General features: G+C 72.6%; 15 protein-coding genes. 11 read left to right on the top strand and 4 right to left on the bottom strand.

Annotation, left to right across the window (positions count from 1 at the left end; translation table 11 throughout):
• Positions 1–47 precede the first annotated feature (47 nt).
• The 6 genes from AB0N81_RS03315 to AB0N81_RS03290 are packed head-to-tail and all read left to right on the top strand — an operon-like array spanning position 48 to position 6,216.
• Positions 48–2,228: a thiamine pyrophosphate-dependent enzyme gene (locus tag AB0N81_RS03315; RefSeq protein WP_365355203.1), complete on the top strand. Its 2,181-nt coding sequence runs from the start codon at positions 48–50 to the stop codon at positions 2,226–2,228.
• Positions 2,225–2,506 carry a phosphopantetheine-binding protein gene (locus AB0N81_RS03310; RefSeq protein ID WP_365355202.1) on the top strand — a complete coding sequence of 94 codons (282 nt, stop codon included), beginning with the start codon at positions 2,225–2,227 and terminating at the stop codon, positions 2,504–2,506. The genes AB0N81_RS03315 and AB0N81_RS03310 overlap by 4 nt, the downstream gene beginning before the upstream one ends.
• Positions 2,503–3,750, top strand: a complete 1,248-nt coding sequence (locus AB0N81_RS03305; RefSeq protein ID WP_365355201.1) for an acyl-CoA dehydrogenase family protein — start codon at positions 2,503–2,505, stop codon at positions 3,748–3,750. Before AB0N81_RS03310 ends, AB0N81_RS03305 begins: the two co-directional genes overlap by 4 nt.
• Positions 3,747–4,403, top strand: coding sequence for a GNAT family N-acetyltransferase (locus tag AB0N81_RS03300; RefSeq protein WP_365355200.1), 657 nt, complete (start codon positions 3,747–3,749; stop codon positions 4,401–4,403). The genes AB0N81_RS03305 and AB0N81_RS03300 overlap by 4 nt, the downstream gene beginning before the upstream one ends.
• 20 nt (positions 4,404–4,423) lie before the next feature.
• Positions 4,424–5,500: a hypothetical protein gene (locus AB0N81_RS03295; RefSeq protein WP_365355199.1), complete on the top strand. Its 1,077-nt coding sequence runs from the start codon at positions 4,424–4,426 to the stop codon at positions 5,498–5,500.
• A complete protein-coding gene (locus tag AB0N81_RS03290; protein WP_365355197.1) occupies positions 5,497–6,216 on the top strand; it encodes an alpha/beta fold hydrolase in 720 nt (239 codons plus the stop codon). Before AB0N81_RS03295 ends, AB0N81_RS03290 begins: the two co-directional genes overlap by 4 nt.
• On the opposite strand, the gene AB0N81_RS03285 is transcribed toward AB0N81_RS03290, so the two are convergent.
• On the bottom strand, positions 6,194–7,513 hold the full coding sequence (locus AB0N81_RS03285) for a nucleotidyltransferase family protein (RefSeq protein WP_365355195.1): 1,320 nt from the start codon (positions 7,511–7,513) through the stop codon (positions 6,194–6,196). The genes AB0N81_RS03290 and AB0N81_RS03285 overlap by 23 nt on opposite strands.
• 100 nt (positions 7,514–7,613) lie before the next feature.
• Positions 7,614–8,540, bottom strand: coding sequence for a hypothetical protein (locus tag AB0N81_RS03280; protein WP_365355664.1), 927 nt, complete (start codon positions 8,538–8,540; stop codon positions 7,614–7,616).
• A gap of 290 nt (positions 8,541–8,830) precedes the next feature.
• Here AB0N81_RS03280 and AB0N81_RS03275 point away from each other — a divergent pair, with 290 nt between their 5' ends.
• From AB0N81_RS03275 to AB0N81_RS03255, 5 genes are all read left to right on the top strand, one after another.
• The gene (locus AB0N81_RS03275; protein ID WP_365355193.1) at positions 8,831–9,628 is read left to right on the top strand and encodes a hypothetical protein; all 798 of its coding nucleotides are present in this window, start codon (positions 8,831–8,833) and stop codon (positions 9,626–9,628) included.
• A 100-nt stretch (positions 9,629–9,728) separates the two neighbouring features.
• The gene (locus tag AB0N81_RS03270; RefSeq protein ID WP_365355192.1) at positions 9,729–10,976 is read left to right on the top strand and encodes an MFS transporter; all 1,248 of its coding nucleotides are present in this window, start codon (positions 9,729–9,731) and stop codon (positions 10,974–10,976) included.
• A 406-nt stretch (positions 10,977–11,382) separates the two neighbouring features.
• The gene (locus tag AB0N81_RS03265) at positions 11,383–12,609 is read left to right on the top strand and encodes a Cmx/CmrA family chloramphenicol efflux MFS transporter (RefSeq protein ID WP_365355190.1); all 1,227 of its coding nucleotides are present in this window, start codon (positions 11,383–11,385) and stop codon (positions 12,607–12,609) included.
• A 43-nt stretch (positions 12,610–12,652) separates the two neighbouring features.
• Positions 12,653–13,087, top strand: coding sequence for a hypothetical protein (locus tag AB0N81_RS03260; protein WP_365355188.1), 435 nt, complete (start codon positions 12,653–12,655; stop codon positions 13,085–13,087).
• A 10-nt stretch (positions 13,088–13,097) separates the two neighbouring features.
• Positions 13,098–17,987, top strand: a complete 4,890-nt coding sequence (locus AB0N81_RS03255) for a caspase family protein (protein ID WP_365355187.1) — start codon at positions 13,098–13,100, stop codon at positions 17,985–17,987.
• Here AB0N81_RS03255 and AB0N81_RS03250 read toward each other — a convergent pair.
• The gene (locus AB0N81_RS03250; protein WP_365355186.1) at positions 17,984–18,250 is read right to left on the bottom strand and encodes a DUF4031 domain-containing protein; all 267 of its coding nucleotides are present in this window, start codon (positions 18,248–18,250) and stop codon (positions 17,984–17,986) included. The two genes, AB0N81_RS03255 and AB0N81_RS03250, sit on opposite strands and share 4 nt — an antisense overlap.
• Positions 18,247–18,603 carry a hypothetical protein gene (locus AB0N81_RS03245; protein ID WP_365355185.1) on the bottom strand — a complete coding sequence of 119 codons (357 nt, stop codon included), beginning with the start codon at positions 18,601–18,603 and terminating at the stop codon, positions 18,247–18,249. The genes AB0N81_RS03250 and AB0N81_RS03245 overlap by 4 nt, the downstream gene beginning before the upstream one ends.
• Between the last annotated feature and the right edge of the window lie 102 nt (positions 18,604–18,705).

Below are 18,705 nucleotides of genomic sequence, written 5' to 3'. Positions count from 1 at the left end.
GAGAGCCGTCTTCTCGGACCATCGACGCAGTGCGAAATGAGGCACGTGTGCTCAGCGAAACCCATCAGCCCTTCCAGCCCGTCAGCCGGCATCGCGACGGGCCCGACGGACGGGCCCGCGTCGGCAGGGCCGCCTTTCTGCGCATGCTCTTCGACATGCACCTGGTGCGGATCTTCGAGACCGGCCTCGTGGAGCGCGCCCAGCGGGGCGAGGTGACCGGCCCCGTGCACACCGCGATCGGCCAGGAGGCCGTCGCCGCCGGGGTGTTGAGGCATCTGGGCCCGGCCGACCACGTCGTGGGCAGCCACCGCGCGCACCACCACTTCCTGGTCCAGTCGCTCGCCCAGACCCTGCCCGCGGACTGGGACCCCCTGACCGACGGCTTCCCCGAGGGCGCCACCAAACAGCTCACCGCGTCCTTCGCCGAGATCATGGGCCTCACCAGCGGCGTCAACCACGGCGCGGGCGGGTCCATGCACCTGCGGGACGCGAGCGTCGGCTTCATGGGGTCGAGCGCCATCGTCGGCGGCGGCATCCCCGTCGCAGGAGGTCTCGCCTTCGCGCACGCGCTGCGCGGCACGGGCGGCTGCGCGGTCTGCTTCATCGGTGACGGGGCCGTCAACCAGGGCACCTTCCACGAGACGGCGAACATCGCGGGCACCATGAAGCTGCCCCTGCTCATCGTCGTCGAGAACAACGGGTACGCGGAGGCCACCCGCCCCGAAGAGGTCTCCGCGGTCCTGCCGCTGGCGGGCCAGGGCGCGGCGCACGGACTGCGCGCGGCCGAGGTGGCGGGCGACGAGCCGGGCGCCCTCACCTCGGTGGCCGCCGACCTGCTGGCGGGCGTACGGCGAGGCGACGGCCCCGCCCTCCTGGAGGTCCGCACCTACCGGCACCTGGACCACACCGGCGGCCGCACGGGCAGCGAAGCCGGCTACCGCAGCGGTGACGAGGAGGCCCGGTGGCGCCGCCGCGACCCGCTCGTGTCGCTGCCGCCGGTCCTCGTACGGGAAGGGCTGCTGTGCGACGGCGAGGCCGAGGCGGTGGAACGGAGCGCGGCCGCCGTGGCCGACCGGGTCTTCACCGCCGTGCGCACCCCGTCCGCGACGACACCGGTGCTCGACCCCTACGCCCTGCTGCGGGCCCCCGCCCTCCCCCGCTTCACCGCGGACACCGGGACGGCCGACACCGGGACGGCCGGGGCCGCGCCCGCAGCACCACCGGCACGCCTCACCTTCCGTGACGCGATCGCCGAGGGCCTCGCGCGGGCGTTGCGCGGAAGCGACGAGGTCGTGTTCCTCGGCGAGGAAGTGGGCAAGCCCGGCGGCCTGCTGGCGCGGTCCGGGCGGCTCGACCGGGAGCTCGTCGGGTCGCGGATCGTCGACACCCCGATATCCGAGGCCGCGTTCGTAGGGATGGCGGGCGGTGCCGCGATGGCCGGGCTGCGGCCGGTCGTGGAGCTGATGTACGGGAGCTTCGCGCTGATCGCGGCCGATCAGCTCTTCAACCACATCGGCATGATCCGGGCCCTGTACGGCAACACGGCCCAGGCACCCGTGATCGTACGGACCAAGGTTCCCGTCGGTCTCGGGTACGGGCCGCAGCACGGCCTGAACCCCGTCGGCCTCTTCACCTCGTTCCCCGGCTGGCGGGTGTACGCGCCCGCCGACGCCCAGGACTACCTCGGCACTCTCAACTCCGCCCTGGACTGCGACGATCCCGTCCTCATCGTCGAGTTCACGCAGCTGTACGACGAGGTGTACGAACTCTCCGAGGCGGACTTCACGGCCCGTCTGCCGCTGGAAGGGTCCCGCGTGGTGCGGCCCGGCGGCGACGCCACCGTGTTCACGTACGGCCTCGGCGTCCACTGGGCGCTGAGCGCGGCCCGGGAGCTCGCCGCCGAGGGAATCTCGGCCGAGGTCGTGGACCTGCGGGCACTGGACGCCGTCGCGACGGACTGGCCGGCCCTCGCGGACGCCGTGCGCCGCACGGGCCGCGGCCTGTTCGTGGACCCGGCCGCGCGCGGGCAGGCCATCGGGCCGAGGCTCGCCGCGGACCTCGCCGAACGGGAGCGCGGCGTCCGGCTCTCCTGCCTGGCCTGCTCGGACGTCCAGCCGGTCGCCCACGAGCTGGAACGCCAGGCGGTCATCACCCCCACCGAGGTGGCGCAGGCCGTGCGACGGCTTGTGCACGACGACGTAAGCGACAGTAAGGAAGCACAGAAGTGACGACCCAGACGACGGACAGCGCCGTACGCCCGGAGCCCACGGACGAGTTCCTCGCCGTACTCCGCGAGTTCCTGCCCGCCCTGCCCGCGGACGAGCGGCCCGCCCCGGACGGCGCCCTCGCCTCGTACGGCCTCGACTCCCTCGGCTCCATCTCGCTGATGCTGGCCCTGGAGGAGACATTCGACATGACGTTCCCGGAGGAGCAGCTGAGCGCCGACACGTTCCGTACCGTCGGCTCCCTGTGGCAGGCCGTCCACGAGCTGCGGCAGGCCCAGTGAGCGGCGACCACTCCCCGGACACGGCCCTCGCGCTCGCCGAGAAGCTGAGCGCCGAGTTCGCCCAGCACGCCGCCAAGACCGACGAGGCGGCCGCCTTCCCCGCCGGCAACGTGCAGCGGCTGCGGGAGACCGGGCTGCTCGGGCTGCTCGTACCGTCCTCGTACGGCGGCATGGGCCTGGGCCTCGCTGAGCTGTCCCAGGTCGCCCGCGTGCTGGGCGGCGGCTGCGCCTCCACCGCGATGATCTGGGCGATGCACTGCCAGCAGGTCGCGACACTGGTGCGGCACGGCGACGAGCGGCTGCTCCGCCGGGTCCTGCCGCGCGTGGCGTCGGGCGACTGCCTGCTCGCCTCCATCACCACGGAAGCCGGCAAGGGCGGCCACCTGCTGTCCGGCCTCGCCGCGCTGGAGGAGGACGGCGACGGGCACGTGCTGCGGCGCGACGCCCCGGTGGTGACCGCGGGACTGGAGGCCGACGCCTACCTGATCACCATGCGGACCCGGCCCGACAGTCCGCCGAGCGACGTGTCGCTGGCGTTCGTGCCGCGCGAGGACGCCGAGGTCTCCTTCCGCTCCGGCTGGGAGACGCTCGGTATGCGCGGCACGGCGAGCGTCGGCCTGACGCTGCGTACGCGGGTGTCCGGCGAACAGCTGGTCAACGGCCCCGGCGGTTTCCCGCCCGTGGCCGTCGCCACGCTGATCCCGGTGGGGCACCTGGCGTGGTGCAGCGTGTGGCTCGGTGTGGCGCAGGGCGCGTTCCGGCACGTCGTCGGCCTGCTGCGGGACCCCAAGGTCCGTTCCGCGCGCGATCGTTCGGAGCTCGCGGCGCACCACCTCGCCCGCGCCCGGCTGAAGCTGGACACGGCGGCCGCGTTCCTCCAGGCGTGTCTGGACGAGTACGTGGAACTGGACGCCAGGACGTCGGCCGGTGAGGGCCGCTTCTCGGACGTCGCCTTCCAGCTGCACATCAACGGTCTGAAGGTGCAGGTGTCCGAGACGGCGTTCGCCGTCGTGGACGAGCTGGTCTCCATCGGCGGCCTGCGCCACGGATACACGCGCTCCCCCGGCAACCCCTTGGAGCGCGCCTTCCGCGACCTGCGGGCGGCCTCCTTGATGTACGCCAACGACCGCCTCCTCGTCGCCAACGGCCAACTGGCCCTGCTCGACCGGGAGATACGGCTTCCCGGCACGGCCGGGGCCGACGGCACGACGGCCTTCTTCGCCCGCACCGGCCGGGACGCGTGAACGCCGTGGACCTCTCGCGCTTCTTCGACGTGCCGGTCCTCGAAGGCACGGCGGTACGGCTGGTCCCGCTCGGGTCCGAGCACACCGCCGCGCTGGTCGAGGCCGCCCAGGGGGAACGGGCCCGGTTCCGCTACACCGACGTACCGGCGGACGAGGCGGGCATGCGGGCCTACGTGGAACGGGCCGTCGAGGGCAGGGCCCGGCGGGAGATGGTGCCGTTCGCCGTCGTGGACGCGGCCGAAGGAGCCGGAGAAAGGGTCCTCGGCACCACCCGGTTCTGCTACTTCGAGCACTGGCGCTGGCGCGACGAGCACCGCCCGCGCCCCGTCGGGGTGCCCGAGGCCGTACAGATCGGCTACACCTGGCTGACGCACTCGGCCCAGGGAGGCGGCGCCAACCGCGAGGCGAAACTGCTGCTGCTCGGCGTGGCTTTCGAGCGGTGGCACATGCGCCGGGTCACCTTCCGCACCGACGCCCGCAACGAACGGTCCCGGCGGGCCCTGGAAAGCCTCGGCGCGCGGCTCGACGGCGTGCTGCGGGCCGCCCAGGCCGGGTACGACGGCGCGGTGCGCGACAACGCCGTCTACTCCGTCCTCGACTCGGAGTGGCCGGCGGTGCGCGACCGCCTTCAGGCCCGGGTCCGAGCCCGGTGACCGCCACGGGTCCGAGCCCGGTGACCGCGACAGGTCCGAGCCCGGTGACCGCCCTCGCCGAACCCTTCGGCGCCGCGACCGACGAGGTGGTGCGGGTCGCCGCCCGGGACGGTGCGCCGGGGCACGTGCGCAAGGTGCTCTCACCGCACGCGGGCAATGTGCACGGCATGGGCCCCGGCGTGGGGCTCGCCGAACAGGACTGTCACTACTGGGCCCGCGAATACCGGTTCTACCGGGCTTTCGCGCGCGGCGAGCTCGGCTCGTGGGCGGACCTCCCGCTGCGTCCCGCGACACCGTACGGGTTCGACGAGCGGCCCGACGGAGCACTCGTCCTCACCCTGGAGGACGTGGCCGAGCCGCCCGGGGACTGGCGGGCGCCCGACTACCGTGAAGTGGCCGCGCACCTGGGCGTGTTCAACGGACACCACTTCCTGCGCCCGCTGCCCGACCCTCCCGGCTGGCTCAGCCGCTCGTGGCTGCGCTGGTGGTTCACCTCGATGACCCCGGCGGCCGTGTCGGGCCTGCGCACCCTGACACCGGACGCCCGCGCCGCCCTGGCGGAGGTCACCGACCCGAAGGCGTCCGTCGCCGGGACCACCGCCCTGTGGCGCGCACGCTCCGAACTGCTCGCGAGGCTCGACAGGGTGCCGGTCGCGCTCGCCCACCTCGACGCCAACCGCCTCAACCTGCTGCGCGCCGAGCCCGGCCGCTCCGTCGCCGTCGACTGGTCGTACGTGGGAGTCGAGGCGCTGGGCACGGACGCGGCGCAGCTGTTCGCCTCCAGCGCCGCCCGCCTCCTCGTACCCGCCGACGACCTGGCCGCGTTCCACGACGCGGTGCTCGACGGGTACGTCGCCGGGCTGCGGTCGGCGGGCGTGCCCGGCGAGGTGCTGTCCGCCGTGCCCGGCTGGTACGACCTGGCCATCTGCCTGCGCTGGGGCGCCGCGCACCTGTTCTGGGCCCGCGGGATCGCCGACCCGGAACGCCGCCCCGTCCTCGAACAGCGCTGGTGGAGACGCCCGTTCGCACAGGCCGCCCCCGACCTGGCCCTCCTGGACCGCTACCTGTCCGGCCTCACCGAACGGACCCTCGCGTGACCACGATCGTGCTGGTGCACGGGGCGTGGACGGGCTCGTACGTGTGGCACGGCGTCCGGGCACTCCTGCGCGCCGACGGGCACGAGGTGTTCACGCCGACGCTGACCGGGCTCGGCGAAAGAGTCCACCTCGCCCGCCCGGACACGGACCTGGACACCCACGTACAGGACGTCGGCAACCTGCTGCGCTTCGAGGACCTGAAGGACGTGGTGCTCGCGGGCCACAGCTACGGCGGGGTGGTCGCCCAGCTCGCGGCCGACCGCTCCCCGCGCCGGGTCGCCCACCTCGTCCTGCTCGACTCCTTACTGGCGCGGGACGGCCACTGCGTACAGGACCTGCGCCGCCACCCGGCCCCCAGCGGTACGCGGGGCATCGCGCCGCCCCGGTTCCGGGACGTCGACCCGGCACGGCTGGCCCGGCTGCTGCCCGCGGTCCGCCTGTCGCTCCAGCCTCCGCGGACGTTCCTGCAGCCCATGGCCCTGTCGGCGCCCGTGGAGGAGCGGCCGTTCCACCGGACGTACGTCCGTGCGGCCCGGCGCTCCCCCTCGGCGCCGTACGAGGAGGCGGCCGCCTTCACCCGGGAGCACCCCGCCTGGCATTGCACCGACGTCGACAGCGGCCACGACATGATGACGGACCGCCCCCGCGACGTGGCGGACGTGCTGGGCGCGACGCCGGGGCAGGCCGCCCGGCTCAGCTGCCGGCGAGCGAGGTGACGAGCCCGACGGGCAGGGCGAAGTCGACGGTCGGCACGAAGGTGTCGCCGATGGCGTGGACGAGGTCGCCGCCGTCGGCCTTCGACACGGTCACTTCCGCCGACAGCGCCCGCCCCTCGGCGGGGACCGCCCCGGCCCGTGGTGCGTCGCCGCTGAGTTCCGCGACGGCCAGGTGCCCCGGCACCAGACGTACGCACGTCCAGTTGTTCAGCTCGTCCCACTCCACCGGGCGGGCCTCGGCGTCGGGGACGAGGCGCAGCGGGTGGTCCTTGCCGTAGGCGTCCCGCGCCGACGCTGTCACGGCCGCCACCCGCGCGGGCTCCTCGGGGAACAGCCGCGCGGTGACGGCCCGTGCGTGGCCGACGGTGACCTCGCAGCGCCCGTCCGGGTCGGCCGCGGTCACCGGGGGCACCGGCTCGGGGGCGACGTCCGGCATGAGTCCGGCGATCCGTCCGGCCTGCGCCCCGGTGACCTCGCACCAGTCGGCCACCCGCCCGAGGCAGGTCGCCAGGAACGGGAGCAGGCCCGCGTGGTCCAGGGTGTCGTGCAGGTAGGCGACGTCGATCTCCCGGTCCAGGCAGAGCAGCAGATCGTTGACCATCTTCGCGGTGACGAAGCAGTCCCCTGCGGCGTTGGCGACCACGGCGCACATGTCGTCCTCGAACGCGAGAGGCCCCGCGACCGTGCCGCCGCCCTCGAAGGTGCGGCGCAGCGGCATGACGGCACAGTGCCGCACGGAGTACGGCCCGGCGTGGATGTCGATGGAGAGCCGGTCACGGTTGGGCGTGGTGAGGCGGATCTGTCCGTACAGCTCGCCGGTGCGCACGTCGCGCTTGAACCACGGCAGTTCGATGTCCAGGTATATGTACCCGTCCGCACGCAGCCGGCGGGCCAGCTTCCACGCGTCGTCCATGGTGGCGACGAGGACGTCCAGGTCACCGACGTCGCGGTGACAGCCCTCCGGGTACAGGGGCCGGAAGGAGAAGCCCTTCATCGTCCACCAGCGCACCCCCTCCTCCTGCGCGAAGCGCGTCACCAGGGCACCGACGGCGGGCGCGCTGCGCCAGCGGTCGGCCATCACCGAGGCCCGCTCGCCGACGCGCTCCGCGAGCTCCGTGAGCAGCTCCGCGTCCCGCGGCTCCGCCTCCTTCGCCAGCCGCAGGGCGGTGTCCCGCGCCATGGTGCTGATCTTGTGGCGGAACAGCAGATCGGCGGCGTCGCGGGTCCCCACATCGGCCAGCGCCTCGAGCATCTGCCGCGTCCCGTACTTCGGCTGCAACAGCCCGAAAGAGAGCACCCGTTCACGAGCGCCTTCATGGACTGCGGTCTCCGACCGGCCCTCTGACTGGACCTCTGAAACCTTCTCTGACATGGGCTTCCATCCCTCTCGTGGTTGCTCAGGCCGGGCTGCGGACCGCGAGAGCCTTCTCGGCTCCCTCGACGCACCCGGCCACCTGGCTTTCGGAGACCCCGGTGAAGGACAGGCGTACGGCGGCCCGGTCCCAGCCGAACGCGGCACCGGCGCCCACGGCGAGCCCCTGGCCGCCCAGCGCCTCGACGGCCGCTTCCTCGCTCGTACCGTCGGGCAGCAGCAGGCTCAGCGACGGCCCGTCCCCGTACCGCAGTTCCACTCCGGACGGCAGCCGTACGGCCGAGGCGAAGCGGCGGCAGCGGCGGGCCGGCGCCTCCAGGGCGGCCTCGGCCAGCAGCTCAAGGCCGCCCGCTCCGATGAACGAGGCCCACGCGTGCTGCCAGGCGGTCGGCGGCCCACCGGCGGCGGGGCGGTCGGGCCCGGCACCGCCGGGCGTCACCTGCCAGCCCAGCGCGGTGCCGCCGCCGGCCAGCTTGTGCAGACTGCCCACCAGGATCGCGGCGCGGGGCCGGGGGGCGTCGGGCACGCACCAGTGGTACGCCTGGTTGACCACGACGCGCCTGCCCGCGCCCGCGAGTTCGTCGAGCCGGTCCGCCTCGGCGCGCGTCAGGGTCCTGCCGTCCGGGTTCCGCGCGGGACTGGTGACCCAGACCGTGGCGCCCTCGGGGACACCACGGCCGTCGAGGATGTCCTCCCAGTCGAGCGCGACGACCGGCACGCCGTACTGCGCGGCGAGCCTGGGAACGCTCAGGAAGGTGGGACGCTCCACCACCAGCGCGGTGGCGCCCGCCAGCAGAGAGGCGACCTGCCCCCGGATGCCGGAGGTCACGGCGAGCTCCGCGGCGGGCACGCCGAGATGGTCGGCCAGGGCGTGACGCAGCACGGGCGCCCCCGTCCGCGCGGAAGTGCCCCAGGCGTCCTCGCCGGACAGGGCGTCCCGCGCGACACGCAGCCACAGCCGCTGCGCCTCGGGAGGCCGGCCGGGCGCCGGGCCGGTGAGATCGATCAGTGGAATCTCCTACGTCGGACACGGAATGCACGGGCATTCACGCGTCAACCTGGCATGGATTACAGGGAGATGACCCCGTAACTGTCAACAAGCGCCCAGCCAGTGAGACGAGACATTCTTTTGTTGACGCCCCGTGAAGCGCCTGATGAGATAACAATCCCCCATCTTCGAAACCTCTCTTCGAAACCTCTCTTCGCCCCCCGACACGGGCTTCCGGAAAAGGGATTCACTCCATGATTGACGCGGAGACCTGCCTCTCCCACCTGACGGAATTGGGCCTGGTGCCGGATGACAGCGTGGCGGTCTTCTGCGTCGGTTCCGTAGCGCGTGGCTGGGCCAACGAAACGAGCGACCTCAACTTCTACATCGTCTCCGCGACCCCCTGGTCGCGCCCGGACACGGCCGCCAAGACCGCCCCGCTCGACCCGCCGGCCGTCCCCGTGCACGTGCTCCACATCGACGGCCGCTGCTGGAAGCTGAAGCACTGGTCCCAGGGCCAGGTGGACCAGATGCTGGCCAAGGTCGGCTGGGACCGGTTCACCGGGGAGCACCCCGTCACCGTCCCCTTGGCGGAGATCGAGGAACTGTTCGTCGAGCGCCTGGAGAGCGGCCTGCCGGTGACCGGCGCCGACTGGCTGGCGCGGCACAGGGACCTCGCCCGCGCGAGCGCGTTCCGGGCCTTCATCACCACCAGGTCGCTCGACGCGGCCGCCCGCTGCGAGGAGGACGCGCTGGCCAGGCTCGCGGCCGGCGACCCGCACGGCGCGGTGCTCTGCGCCCGCCGGGGCTTCGGTTTCACGGTCGACGCGCTGCTGGACAGCCGGGGCAACCACGGCATCTTCACCCCGAAGTGGCGGGCCCGCCGGTTCCGCGACCTGTCACCGTCCTCGCTGACCTTCGACGAGTACTGGGCGCTGGAGACGATGGCCGACTTCGACCCGGACCACCCGGAAACCTGGGTGCACACGACGACGAAGGCGTGCCGCCGCATCGAAGCCGAGATCGGCGACGTGACGGTTCCCGCGCCCTGACGCCCGACCGGGCATTCCGCGCCTTTCGGAGGCAGGCGAAAGACCTGGCTGCCACCGCACCCGGCTGGCTAACGTTCGCCCTGATCGGGGAGGGGGGATCATGAGCACCACAACGACAAAGAACACGGCCGCGACGAAGAGCGGCTCGGCGAATCTCTTCTGGCGGTACTGGGTCGCGTCGACGTCCAGCAACGTGGGCGACGCCGTGACGACGGTCGCGCTGCCGCTGGTCGCCGTCGGCATGCTGGACGCCTCGAGCTTCGAGGTCAGCCTGCTGACCACCGCCCGCTACCTCGCCTGGATCCTGATCAGCCTGCCGGCGGGCGTCATCGTGCAGCGCCTGCCCCTGCGCGGCACGCAGGTGGCCATGGACGCGATCCGTGCCGTCGCTGTCCTCTCGGTCCCGGTGGCCGCGGCCTTCGACGTGCTCAGCCTGCCGCAGCTCGTCCTCGTCGCCCTCGTGATCGGTTTCGCGAGCGTGATATTCGACGTGGGGAACTCCTCCTTCCTGCCCTCCATCGTCAGCAAGGAAGAACTGACCGCCCGGAACAGCCTCACCACCGGATCGGCCGCGGCGACACAACTGGGCGGCCCTTCTCTCGGCGGCATCCTGGCGCAGACGATCGGCGCCGCGACAAGTCTCCTGGTGGACTTCGTCAGTTACGTCATCTCGGCAATTCTTCTGCAAAGCCTCCCCCGCCCTCAGCGCGACACGACCAACACGAAAACCGTCTCGGCCCTTTCCCTGATCCGGGAGGGCTGGAATTACGTCGTCCGCCACAAGCTGATCCGTACGGTCGCCATCGCCGCGACACTCATCAACTTCGTATGCGGCGGCCTGATGGCCATCGCGCCGGTATTCCTGGTGCGCACGCTGGACGCCCCCGCGAGCCTCGTCGGAATTCTCATCGCCACCGAGGGGATAGGCAGCCTCATCGGGGCCGCGTTCACCACGCGACTCGTCAAACGGCTGGGCGGAGCGCGCGCCATCCTTTACGCCGGCCTCGCCCTGGCGTCGGCCGCACTGCTCATCCCCTTCGCGACGAAGGGCTTCGGGCTCCTCTTCTTCGCCGTCGGCAACATGGGCTTCGCAGCGGGAGTAGTGGTCCTGAGCATCACGGGCCGAACCCACCGCCAGACGGTCACGCCCCCCGAGCTGCTCCCCCGGGTCATGGCCACGGTCCGCTTCATCTCCTGGGGCGTGATCCCCCTGGGAGCCCTCACCGGCGGAATAGTGGCCACGACCCTGGGCAACAGGGAGGCCCTGACCCTCACGTGCCTCTGCGCGACCCTGGTCCCCCTGGCAGTCTGGTCCAGCGACCTACGCAACCTCCGCGACCTGTACTGACCTGCACCCACCCCCACCGGGGCAGGCCCCCCAAGCCCGCCGCTCCGCGGCGGATGTATCCCACCCACCCGCCCGTTCGCCCCGCGACGCAGCTGCCAGGTAGGAGCAGAAGGGCGTCGGCAGCCCCCACCGGGCCGCAGCCGCACGCGCTCCCGAGGGGACGTGGGGGTATGTGCGCACGGAGCACCGAGCACACTCTGGCGCCTTTGGACTTGAGGCGCGACGCAGGGATAGCGAGTACGTACATACCCCCACGGCCCCGCCCCACAACGGATGCCAAGGCGAACCCCGCCCAAGGCGCCCCCGCCAGGGAATGTCACGCCCAACCCCAACGTTCACTCCTGTTATGCCAACTCCCGTCCCCCGACCAACCCCCTCCCCCCAAGGCGCCCCCGCCAGCCCCCGCATGCCCACAGCCGTCCACATGCTGGGCCTAGCCGTCTTCGCCCTCGGCACCAGCGAGTTCATGCTCTCCGGCCTGCTCCCCCCGATCGCCGACGACATGAACGTCTCCATCCCGCGCGCAGGCCTCCTCATCTCCGCCTTCGCCATCGGCATGGTCATCGGCGCCCCCCTCCTCGCCGTGGCGACCCTCCGCCTCCCCCGCCGTACGACCCTGATCACGCTCATCACGGTCTTCGGCCTCGGCCAGGTCGCCGGCGCCCTCGCCCCCACCTACGAGATCCTCTTCGCGTCCCGCGTCGTCAGCGCGCTCGCCTGCGCCGGCTTCTGGGCGGTCGGCGCGGCCGTCGCCATCGCGATGGTGGAGTTCGGCCAACGGGCCCGCGCCATGGCGGTCATGATCGGCGGCCTGTCGATCGCGAACGTGCTGGGCGTCCCGGCAGGCGCGTTCCTCGGCGAGAACTTCGGCTGGCGCTCCGCGTTCTGGTCGGTCGGCGCCGCCTCGGCGATCGCGCTGATCGGCGTCCTCACGCTCATTCCCCGCATCCCGCTCCCCGCGGAGAAGCCGCAGCTGAAGAAGGAGCTGTCGATCTACGGCGACCGCCAGGTCTGGCTGTCGGTCACGGTCACCGCCCTCGCCGCGGGCGGCGTCTTCTGCGCGTTCTCGTACCTCTCCCCGCTCCTGACGGACGTGGCAGGGCTCTCCGAGAGCTGGGTCCCGAGCGTGCTCGGCCTCTTCGGCGTCGGCGCGCTCGTGGGCACGACGATCGGCGGCCGCGTGGCGGACGCCCATCTCTTCGGCGTCCTCCTGAGCGGCATCACCGCGTCGACGGTGTTCCTGGTCTCCCTCGCCCTGTTCGCGGCGACCCCCGCGGCGGCGATCTCGCTGAGCTTCCTCCTCGGGGTCTCGGCGTTCTACACGGCTCCGGCGCTGAACGCCCGTATGTTCAACGTGGCGGGCGCGGCCCCGACGCTGGCGGGCGCGACGACGACGGCGGCGTTCAATCTCGGCAACACGGGCGGCCCGTGGCTCGGCGGCACGGTGATCGACCTGAAGCTCGGCTACGGGGCGACGGCGTGGGCGGGCGCGGCGATGACGGCGACGGCGATCGTCGCGGTGGCGCTCTCCCTCCGCCTGCACCGCAGGGCACCGAGCCGCGTCGTCACGACAGGCTCCACAACCTCTCCGGACCCCGCCGAGAGCAGCACCAAAAGCCCCTCCTGGAACTAAAGTTGGCGGGCGGGGGCGCGGGGTTCACGGAGCAGGGGGCGGCATGACGGTGCACGACAACGCAAACACCCGGACCGAAAAGACCCAAGGGTTCCAGGAGACCCAGGGCCCCGAGGAGATCCAGGGGCCCGAGACGATCCAGGGACCCGCGAAGATCGAGGGCCAGTCGCTGGCCTTCTGGGTCGAGGCCACGGACGAGGACGACCCCGGCAGCGACTCCAAGGGCCTCTTCGGCCGGGACGGCGAAGCCGTGCTGCGCCCGGTCCCGCTCGGCCCGCTCCGCAAGAACCTCGCGGCGACGGTCGACGCGTTGCAGCAGGTGTTCAAGGAGGTCGCGGACCGGGACGACACGCTCGCCTTCGCGGAGGCGCAGCTGTCGTTCCAGGTGACGGCGAGCGGCTCCATCCAGCTGATCGGCACCGGTCAGGTGCAGGGAACCAGGGGCCTGACCTTGACGTTCAAGCGCCCGACGACCTGAGCGCGCCCCCGTGTCACCGCACAAGGCCCTGCTGATCGGGGCGAGCGACTACGACGAGCCGCGCATCGACAAGCTCCCCTTCGTCCAGGACGACCTGGTGCGGATGCGCGACGTCCTCACCGACCGCGGCTTCCGGTCGGTGGAGATCGTCGAGAACAAGCGGGGCATCATCCCCAGCGTCGTACACGCCCAGGTCCGTGCCTTCCTGCGGGACGCGCGGCCGGACGACACGCTGTGGATTCTGCTCAGCGGGCACGGCCACCACTTCGAGGGCCAGGACTATCTGATCCCCGAGGACGCGACGTTCGACGTCGAACCGTTCTCCGACACGTGCATCGAGATCGGCTGGCGCAAGGAGCTGGAGGAGTCGCGCGCGGGCCACGTCGTCTTCCTCATCGACGCCTGCCGCGAGGGCGTCCAGCGGGACACCAAGGCGGCCCCGCCCGGCATCCAGCCCTGGTCCCGCCGCCGGATCGCCGACACGCTGCGCCGCAAGGTCGCGTACGTGTACGGCTGTTCGGCTTCCCAACAGGCCCTGTTCGTCAGGGAGTCCGAGTCGCCGCTGCCCGGCTCGGACACCGGCATCCCGCCCGGCGAGTCGTTCAGCCTCTTCACCCGGGCCGTCAGCGACGTGATCGCGGAGAATCCGCACGCGATGCGGCTCCAGGAGTTCTTCCAGGAGGCGCAGACCCGCGTCACCGCCCTGCACCGCGCCTACAAGCGGCCGGAGCGCGCCCCGCAGCAGATCCGCGTGGTCTGCGAACTGTCCCCCGGAGAGCAGGACTTCCCGCTCCTGCCCGGCCCCGACCGGCCCACCGAGGCCCACCCGTGGATCCGCTCGGTCGCCAAGCACCCCGTGTGGCAGCGCACGCGCCCCGGCCCCGCGCGGGACACCCTGCACGAGCTCTGCGGCACCCTCGCGGGCCGTCTCGCCGCCGGTTACGAGACGGCGGCGGCCGCTCTGCGCGACGACCCGTGGCACGACTCCGAACTGGCCCTGCGGACCCACGACAGGCTCGGCTTCCTGACCCACCGGCTCGCGGACGGCGTGCAACTGTCCCCGTCCGAGGCGGCCCTCGCCGTCCTCCTTCCACTGGTCGAGCAGGCTTTCTGGGCGCAGGAGGCGGAACGGCGCACGGGCGTGCTGGCCGGCGGCGACCGGGGTCCTGCCCCGGACCGCGACCGGTTCCGGAAGTTCGTCCAGGGCTTCCCGCGGATCAAGCGCAGGCTGCGCGCCCTGGAGCAGGCGAAGGTCTCGGACGGCTCGGTGGAACGCATCCGCTGGTGGCTCTACCACCGCTGGCTGATCCAGCAGCCGGAGGCGTACGCGGCGGAGTCCTTGAAACTGCTCGTCGGCGGCCCCGCGCCCCGCCCCGCGAACGGCCCCGCGCCCCGCCCCGCGAACGGCTCCGCGACCGGTTCCGCGGCCGTCCCCGACCACCCGCGCTGGGTCACCGAGTCCCTTTCCGAGAAGCGGCTGATGCGCTTCCTCCAGGAGCACCGCGCGGCCCCCTTCGCCACGTCACGGGGCGATGGCTTCCACGACCACGACACGGTCGCCGCGAGCGCGCCCGACGAGCACGAGGTGCGTGAGCCGCTGGTCGCGGCGCTCACCAAGGCGGCGTACGCGATGGCGGTGGACCCGGTCGACCTGCCCGAGATCGTCGTGGAGCACCTGGGCATCTCCGACAGCGTGGACCTCGGCGAACTCCTGACGACGGTCCGGGGCTCGGACTGGCGCACGTCGGGCGCGGGCCGCTCTCTCAACGCGGTGTGCGGGCACCCGGCGGTGCAGATCGCGCTGCGGGAGCACGCGTCGCGGGTCGACGGCCTGCTGCGGGACATCAACAAGGCGAACAACCCGACGCTCTCCCTTCTGTCGGCCCTGCCTCCCTACGCGGACGGCTCACGGGTCCGCCTGGGCGGCAACACCCCGGAACAACTCTCGGACGGCATCCGGTTCCAGCTCGCGGAGGACCGGGTCCAGGAGCTCCTGATGGGCGAGGAGCTGTACGGCGAGCGGGAGCTGGCGGTCCGCGAGCTCTACCAGAACGCGTTGGACGCGGTGCGTTACGCCGACTGCCGCACCCAGTTCCTGCGCCGCACAGGCCGCCCGGCCGCGCCCTGGGAGGGGCGGATCGAGTTCGTCCAGGGAGTCGCCGACAGCGGCCGCCCGTACCTGGAGTGCCGTGACAACGGAATCGGCATGGGCATCGACGAGTTGAGCAACGTCTTCTCCCAGGGCGGCGCCCGCTTCGTGGACCTGCCCGAGTACATCGAGGAGCAGGCGGCCTGGGCGGACCTGCCCGACGCCAAGATCGAGCTGCACCCCAACTCCCGTTTCGGGATCGGTGTGCTGAGCTATTTCATGCTGGCCGACGAGATCGTGGTACGCACCTGCCGGCTGGGCCGGGACGGCCGCCCCGGCCGGCTGCTCCAGGTGTCCATCGCCGGCCCCGGCAACCTCTTCCGGGTCGAGGACCTGGGGCCGGGTGACGCGCCGGGGACCACGGTGCGGCTGCTCCTCACCCAGCACGGGACGCCGGTGTCGTGCGTGACGGCACTGCAGCGGGTGCTGTGGGTGGCGCCGTACCGCACGACGGCCGAGCACGGTTCGCGTCGGCACGAGTGGCTGCCGGGCCGGCCCTCGCCGATCGGCATGGAGCTGCACCTGACCAGCAGTTGGGTGAGCCTGCGGGGCGGCGGCGTCTGCTTCCCCTCGAACGACCCGGACCTGTGGTGGGTGGACAGCCGGGGCTGGATTCTGGCGGACGGGGTGTACGCCAGCACCGACAATCTGGTGCACGAGACCACTCCGTACGGCGCCCTGGTCAACCTGCACGGGGAGCACCGCCCCGAGCTGACGGTGGACCGGCGGAACCTCCGCTCCTTCGACCAGGCCCATGTGGAGGAGCGGATGACGGCCGCGGTGCCCAGTCTCTTCGCCGAGGGCGTTCCCCTGCCCACCGCGCAGTGGCTCTCCTTGACCAGCTCCTCCTCCGTGCCGTTCGGGGACCGGGTCGCCGCGGAGGCCCGGCGCGTCAACCAGGCCTGGCAGCTCGGGGACGTCTCGCTGCCCTACGCCCGCGTCGGCTTCTTCCCTCCCGACGAGACCCTGCTCCCGCTGGTGACGGGCCGGTTCCCGGAGGGCGACCGGCACCACACCGCTTCCTTCCTCCTCAACATGCCGGAACCGGTGCTGCGTTGGCGTCTCCTCACGCTGTACGGGGCAGGGCTCGGCGTGCCGCTCGAACCGTCCGTGACCGGGGCCGACGACATCTCGTGCGCCCGCCCTTCGGACATCGCACTGCTCGCCCGCTATCGGGAGACACCGGCCTTCCCCCGGTGGGACCGGTGTATCGGTTCCTGGGTCAGAGGGCCCGAGTCGGTCGACAGGATGCTGGGCCAGCCGTCACGGGCCCTCGCGGCCACCGGCGTGGTCAGTCTCGACCCGCTGTTCCGCTGGTGGGATCACGGCCGGGAGTTCACGGTCGCGGATCTCTTCGAGCGGGTCAGGCTCACCGGCCTGCCCGCCGCCGAGGTCGTCGGCCGGCTTGCGTCGCTCGGCTACCGCACAGCGCCGCTCCACGGGGCGGCCGCGGTGCTCCACGGGGACCTTCCCCTGCTGCGGCCGCTGGGCGACCCGGAGGGCTGGCTCGCCCCCGGGGCGTCCCTGCCCACCGCGCAGATCTGCCTGAGCGCGGCGCTGGCCGGGTTCCCGACGTCCCGGGCGGCCCGTCGGCTGGGGGAGCTGGGATTCACGGTGGCCGATGACCGGCCCGAGCGGGACACGTGGACCGACGACGAGAAGACGATCCTTCAGTGGCTGTGGCGCATGCACGCGACCCCGCCGGACCCGGAGGCCGCACGCCACATCTCTCCGGCCCAGCTGGCGGCGGTGACCCGTGCGACGGGAATCGGCCTGCGGCAGGTCGCCCGTCTGCTGGAGCAGCTCGGGTTCACCGTTCCGGCGGCCGCCTCCCTGCCGGCCGCGCTGACCGACGACGACCGGGCGCTCCTGGAGTACGAGGGTTCCTCGCCGGATGTGGACCTGCCGGTCCCGTTGCGCTACCTCACGGCCGTCGCCCGGCGGACCGGACAGCCCGTGGCGGACGCGGCGGCACAGCTGCGCGCGCTGGGATATGACGTGCCCGCGCCTCCCACCGACGAGGGTGAGCTGCCCACCCGGGAGGAGATCGCCTTCCTGGGCACGGGGGTCACGGGAAACAGCATCACGGAGGTCGTGGAGGGCAAGCCCGTCACCCTGCTCGGGATCGCGGGACGGGCGAGCGCCGCCGACATCTCCCTGGCGCAGGCGGCTGCCCGTCTGACGTCCATGGGCCATGTGTGCGGTCCCGACCCGGCGCTTCTGTCCCGCCTGCACGACAAGGACGTCCGCGCCGTGCTCTACGGAACGGCTCCGGTACCGGACGACTACGGCCCGGTCTCGCCCGAGGAACTCCGTGCCGTGGCGCTGCACACCGGCATGAACCCCTACGCCCTGGACGCCGAAGCCGAGGGCATCTGGGACGGCCCCCACACGATCTTCGTGGCCGAAAGCCTGACCGGCCTCGGCTTCGAGGTCGTCGAGCCCACCCCGGCCCAGAAGGACGAGCGGAAAGCCGAGGTCACCCTGCTCCACTCCCTCTCCCCGGGCGGGTGGACGGACAACGACGAGTGGCGCGAGCACCGGTCGGGCACGCGCGTCTCCCTCGCGACGCTCGCCTCGGTCGCCATGCGTCTGGCGGTGCCGTTCCACGACGTCGCGCTCTCCGCCACCGAGCTCGGCATGCGCCACGAGGCGGAGGACTGGTTCAGCCCGGACTCACTGACCCGCGCCGCCCCGCTGGACGCGGCCCCGAATCCCACCCGGCGCGTCCCCCCGCCCCCGTCCGCCTAGGCCGGCCGCCCCTTGGGCCTCCGCAACCCCGCCCCCGTGAGCCGCCGCACCAGTTCCTTCGAGCCCACCTCGACCGCGCCCGCCCGCACCGCGTCCTGGTAGCGCTCCGCGGGTACGTCGTAGTGGTCGCGGTCGAAGGCGCGCGGCGGGCAGCCGATGGACGCGGCGAACGCGTGCAGTTCCTCGTACGAGACGTCGCTGACCAGGTGGGACCACATGCGGCCGTGCCCCGGCCACGTCGGCGGGTCTATATAGACGCTCACGTCAGGCCGCCCACCGGTGCCACGACCACGCCCGCCTTGCCGCACACCCAGTGCGGGTCGGGCCCCAGCTCCGGTTCGACGTCGAGCGCGTGAGGGTCGCCCGTGCCGCACACGGGACACAGCGGCCACCTTCCGTACCGTTCCAGGAGCGCGTCCTGGACGTCCTGGGCGACGAGCCCCGCGACGTAGGCGACGCCCTCGGGCCACTGCTCGACCCACCAGCGCCGGTGCGCCACCGACTCCTCGACCATCGAGACGACCTCGGCCTCGGCGACCTCGCGGGCGACGAGGTCGGCGAGGACGAGTGCGCGGGCGGCGTGCAACGCCTGCTCCAAGGGGTCGATCGCGTCCATGCCGCCATTGTCACCCCACTCGCACCACCCGGAAGAATCCGCGGACCCCGAGACCCCACACACGGACCCTCACCCCGAGACCCGTCACGGCCGGCCCTCCCG

This window comes from Streptomyces sp. NPDC093510 (assembly GCF_040683555.1).
Lineage (GTDB): Bacteria > Actinomycetota > Actinomycetes > Streptomycetales > Streptomycetaceae > Streptomyces.
This window is presented reverse-complemented; position numbering and strand designations above follow the sequence as displayed.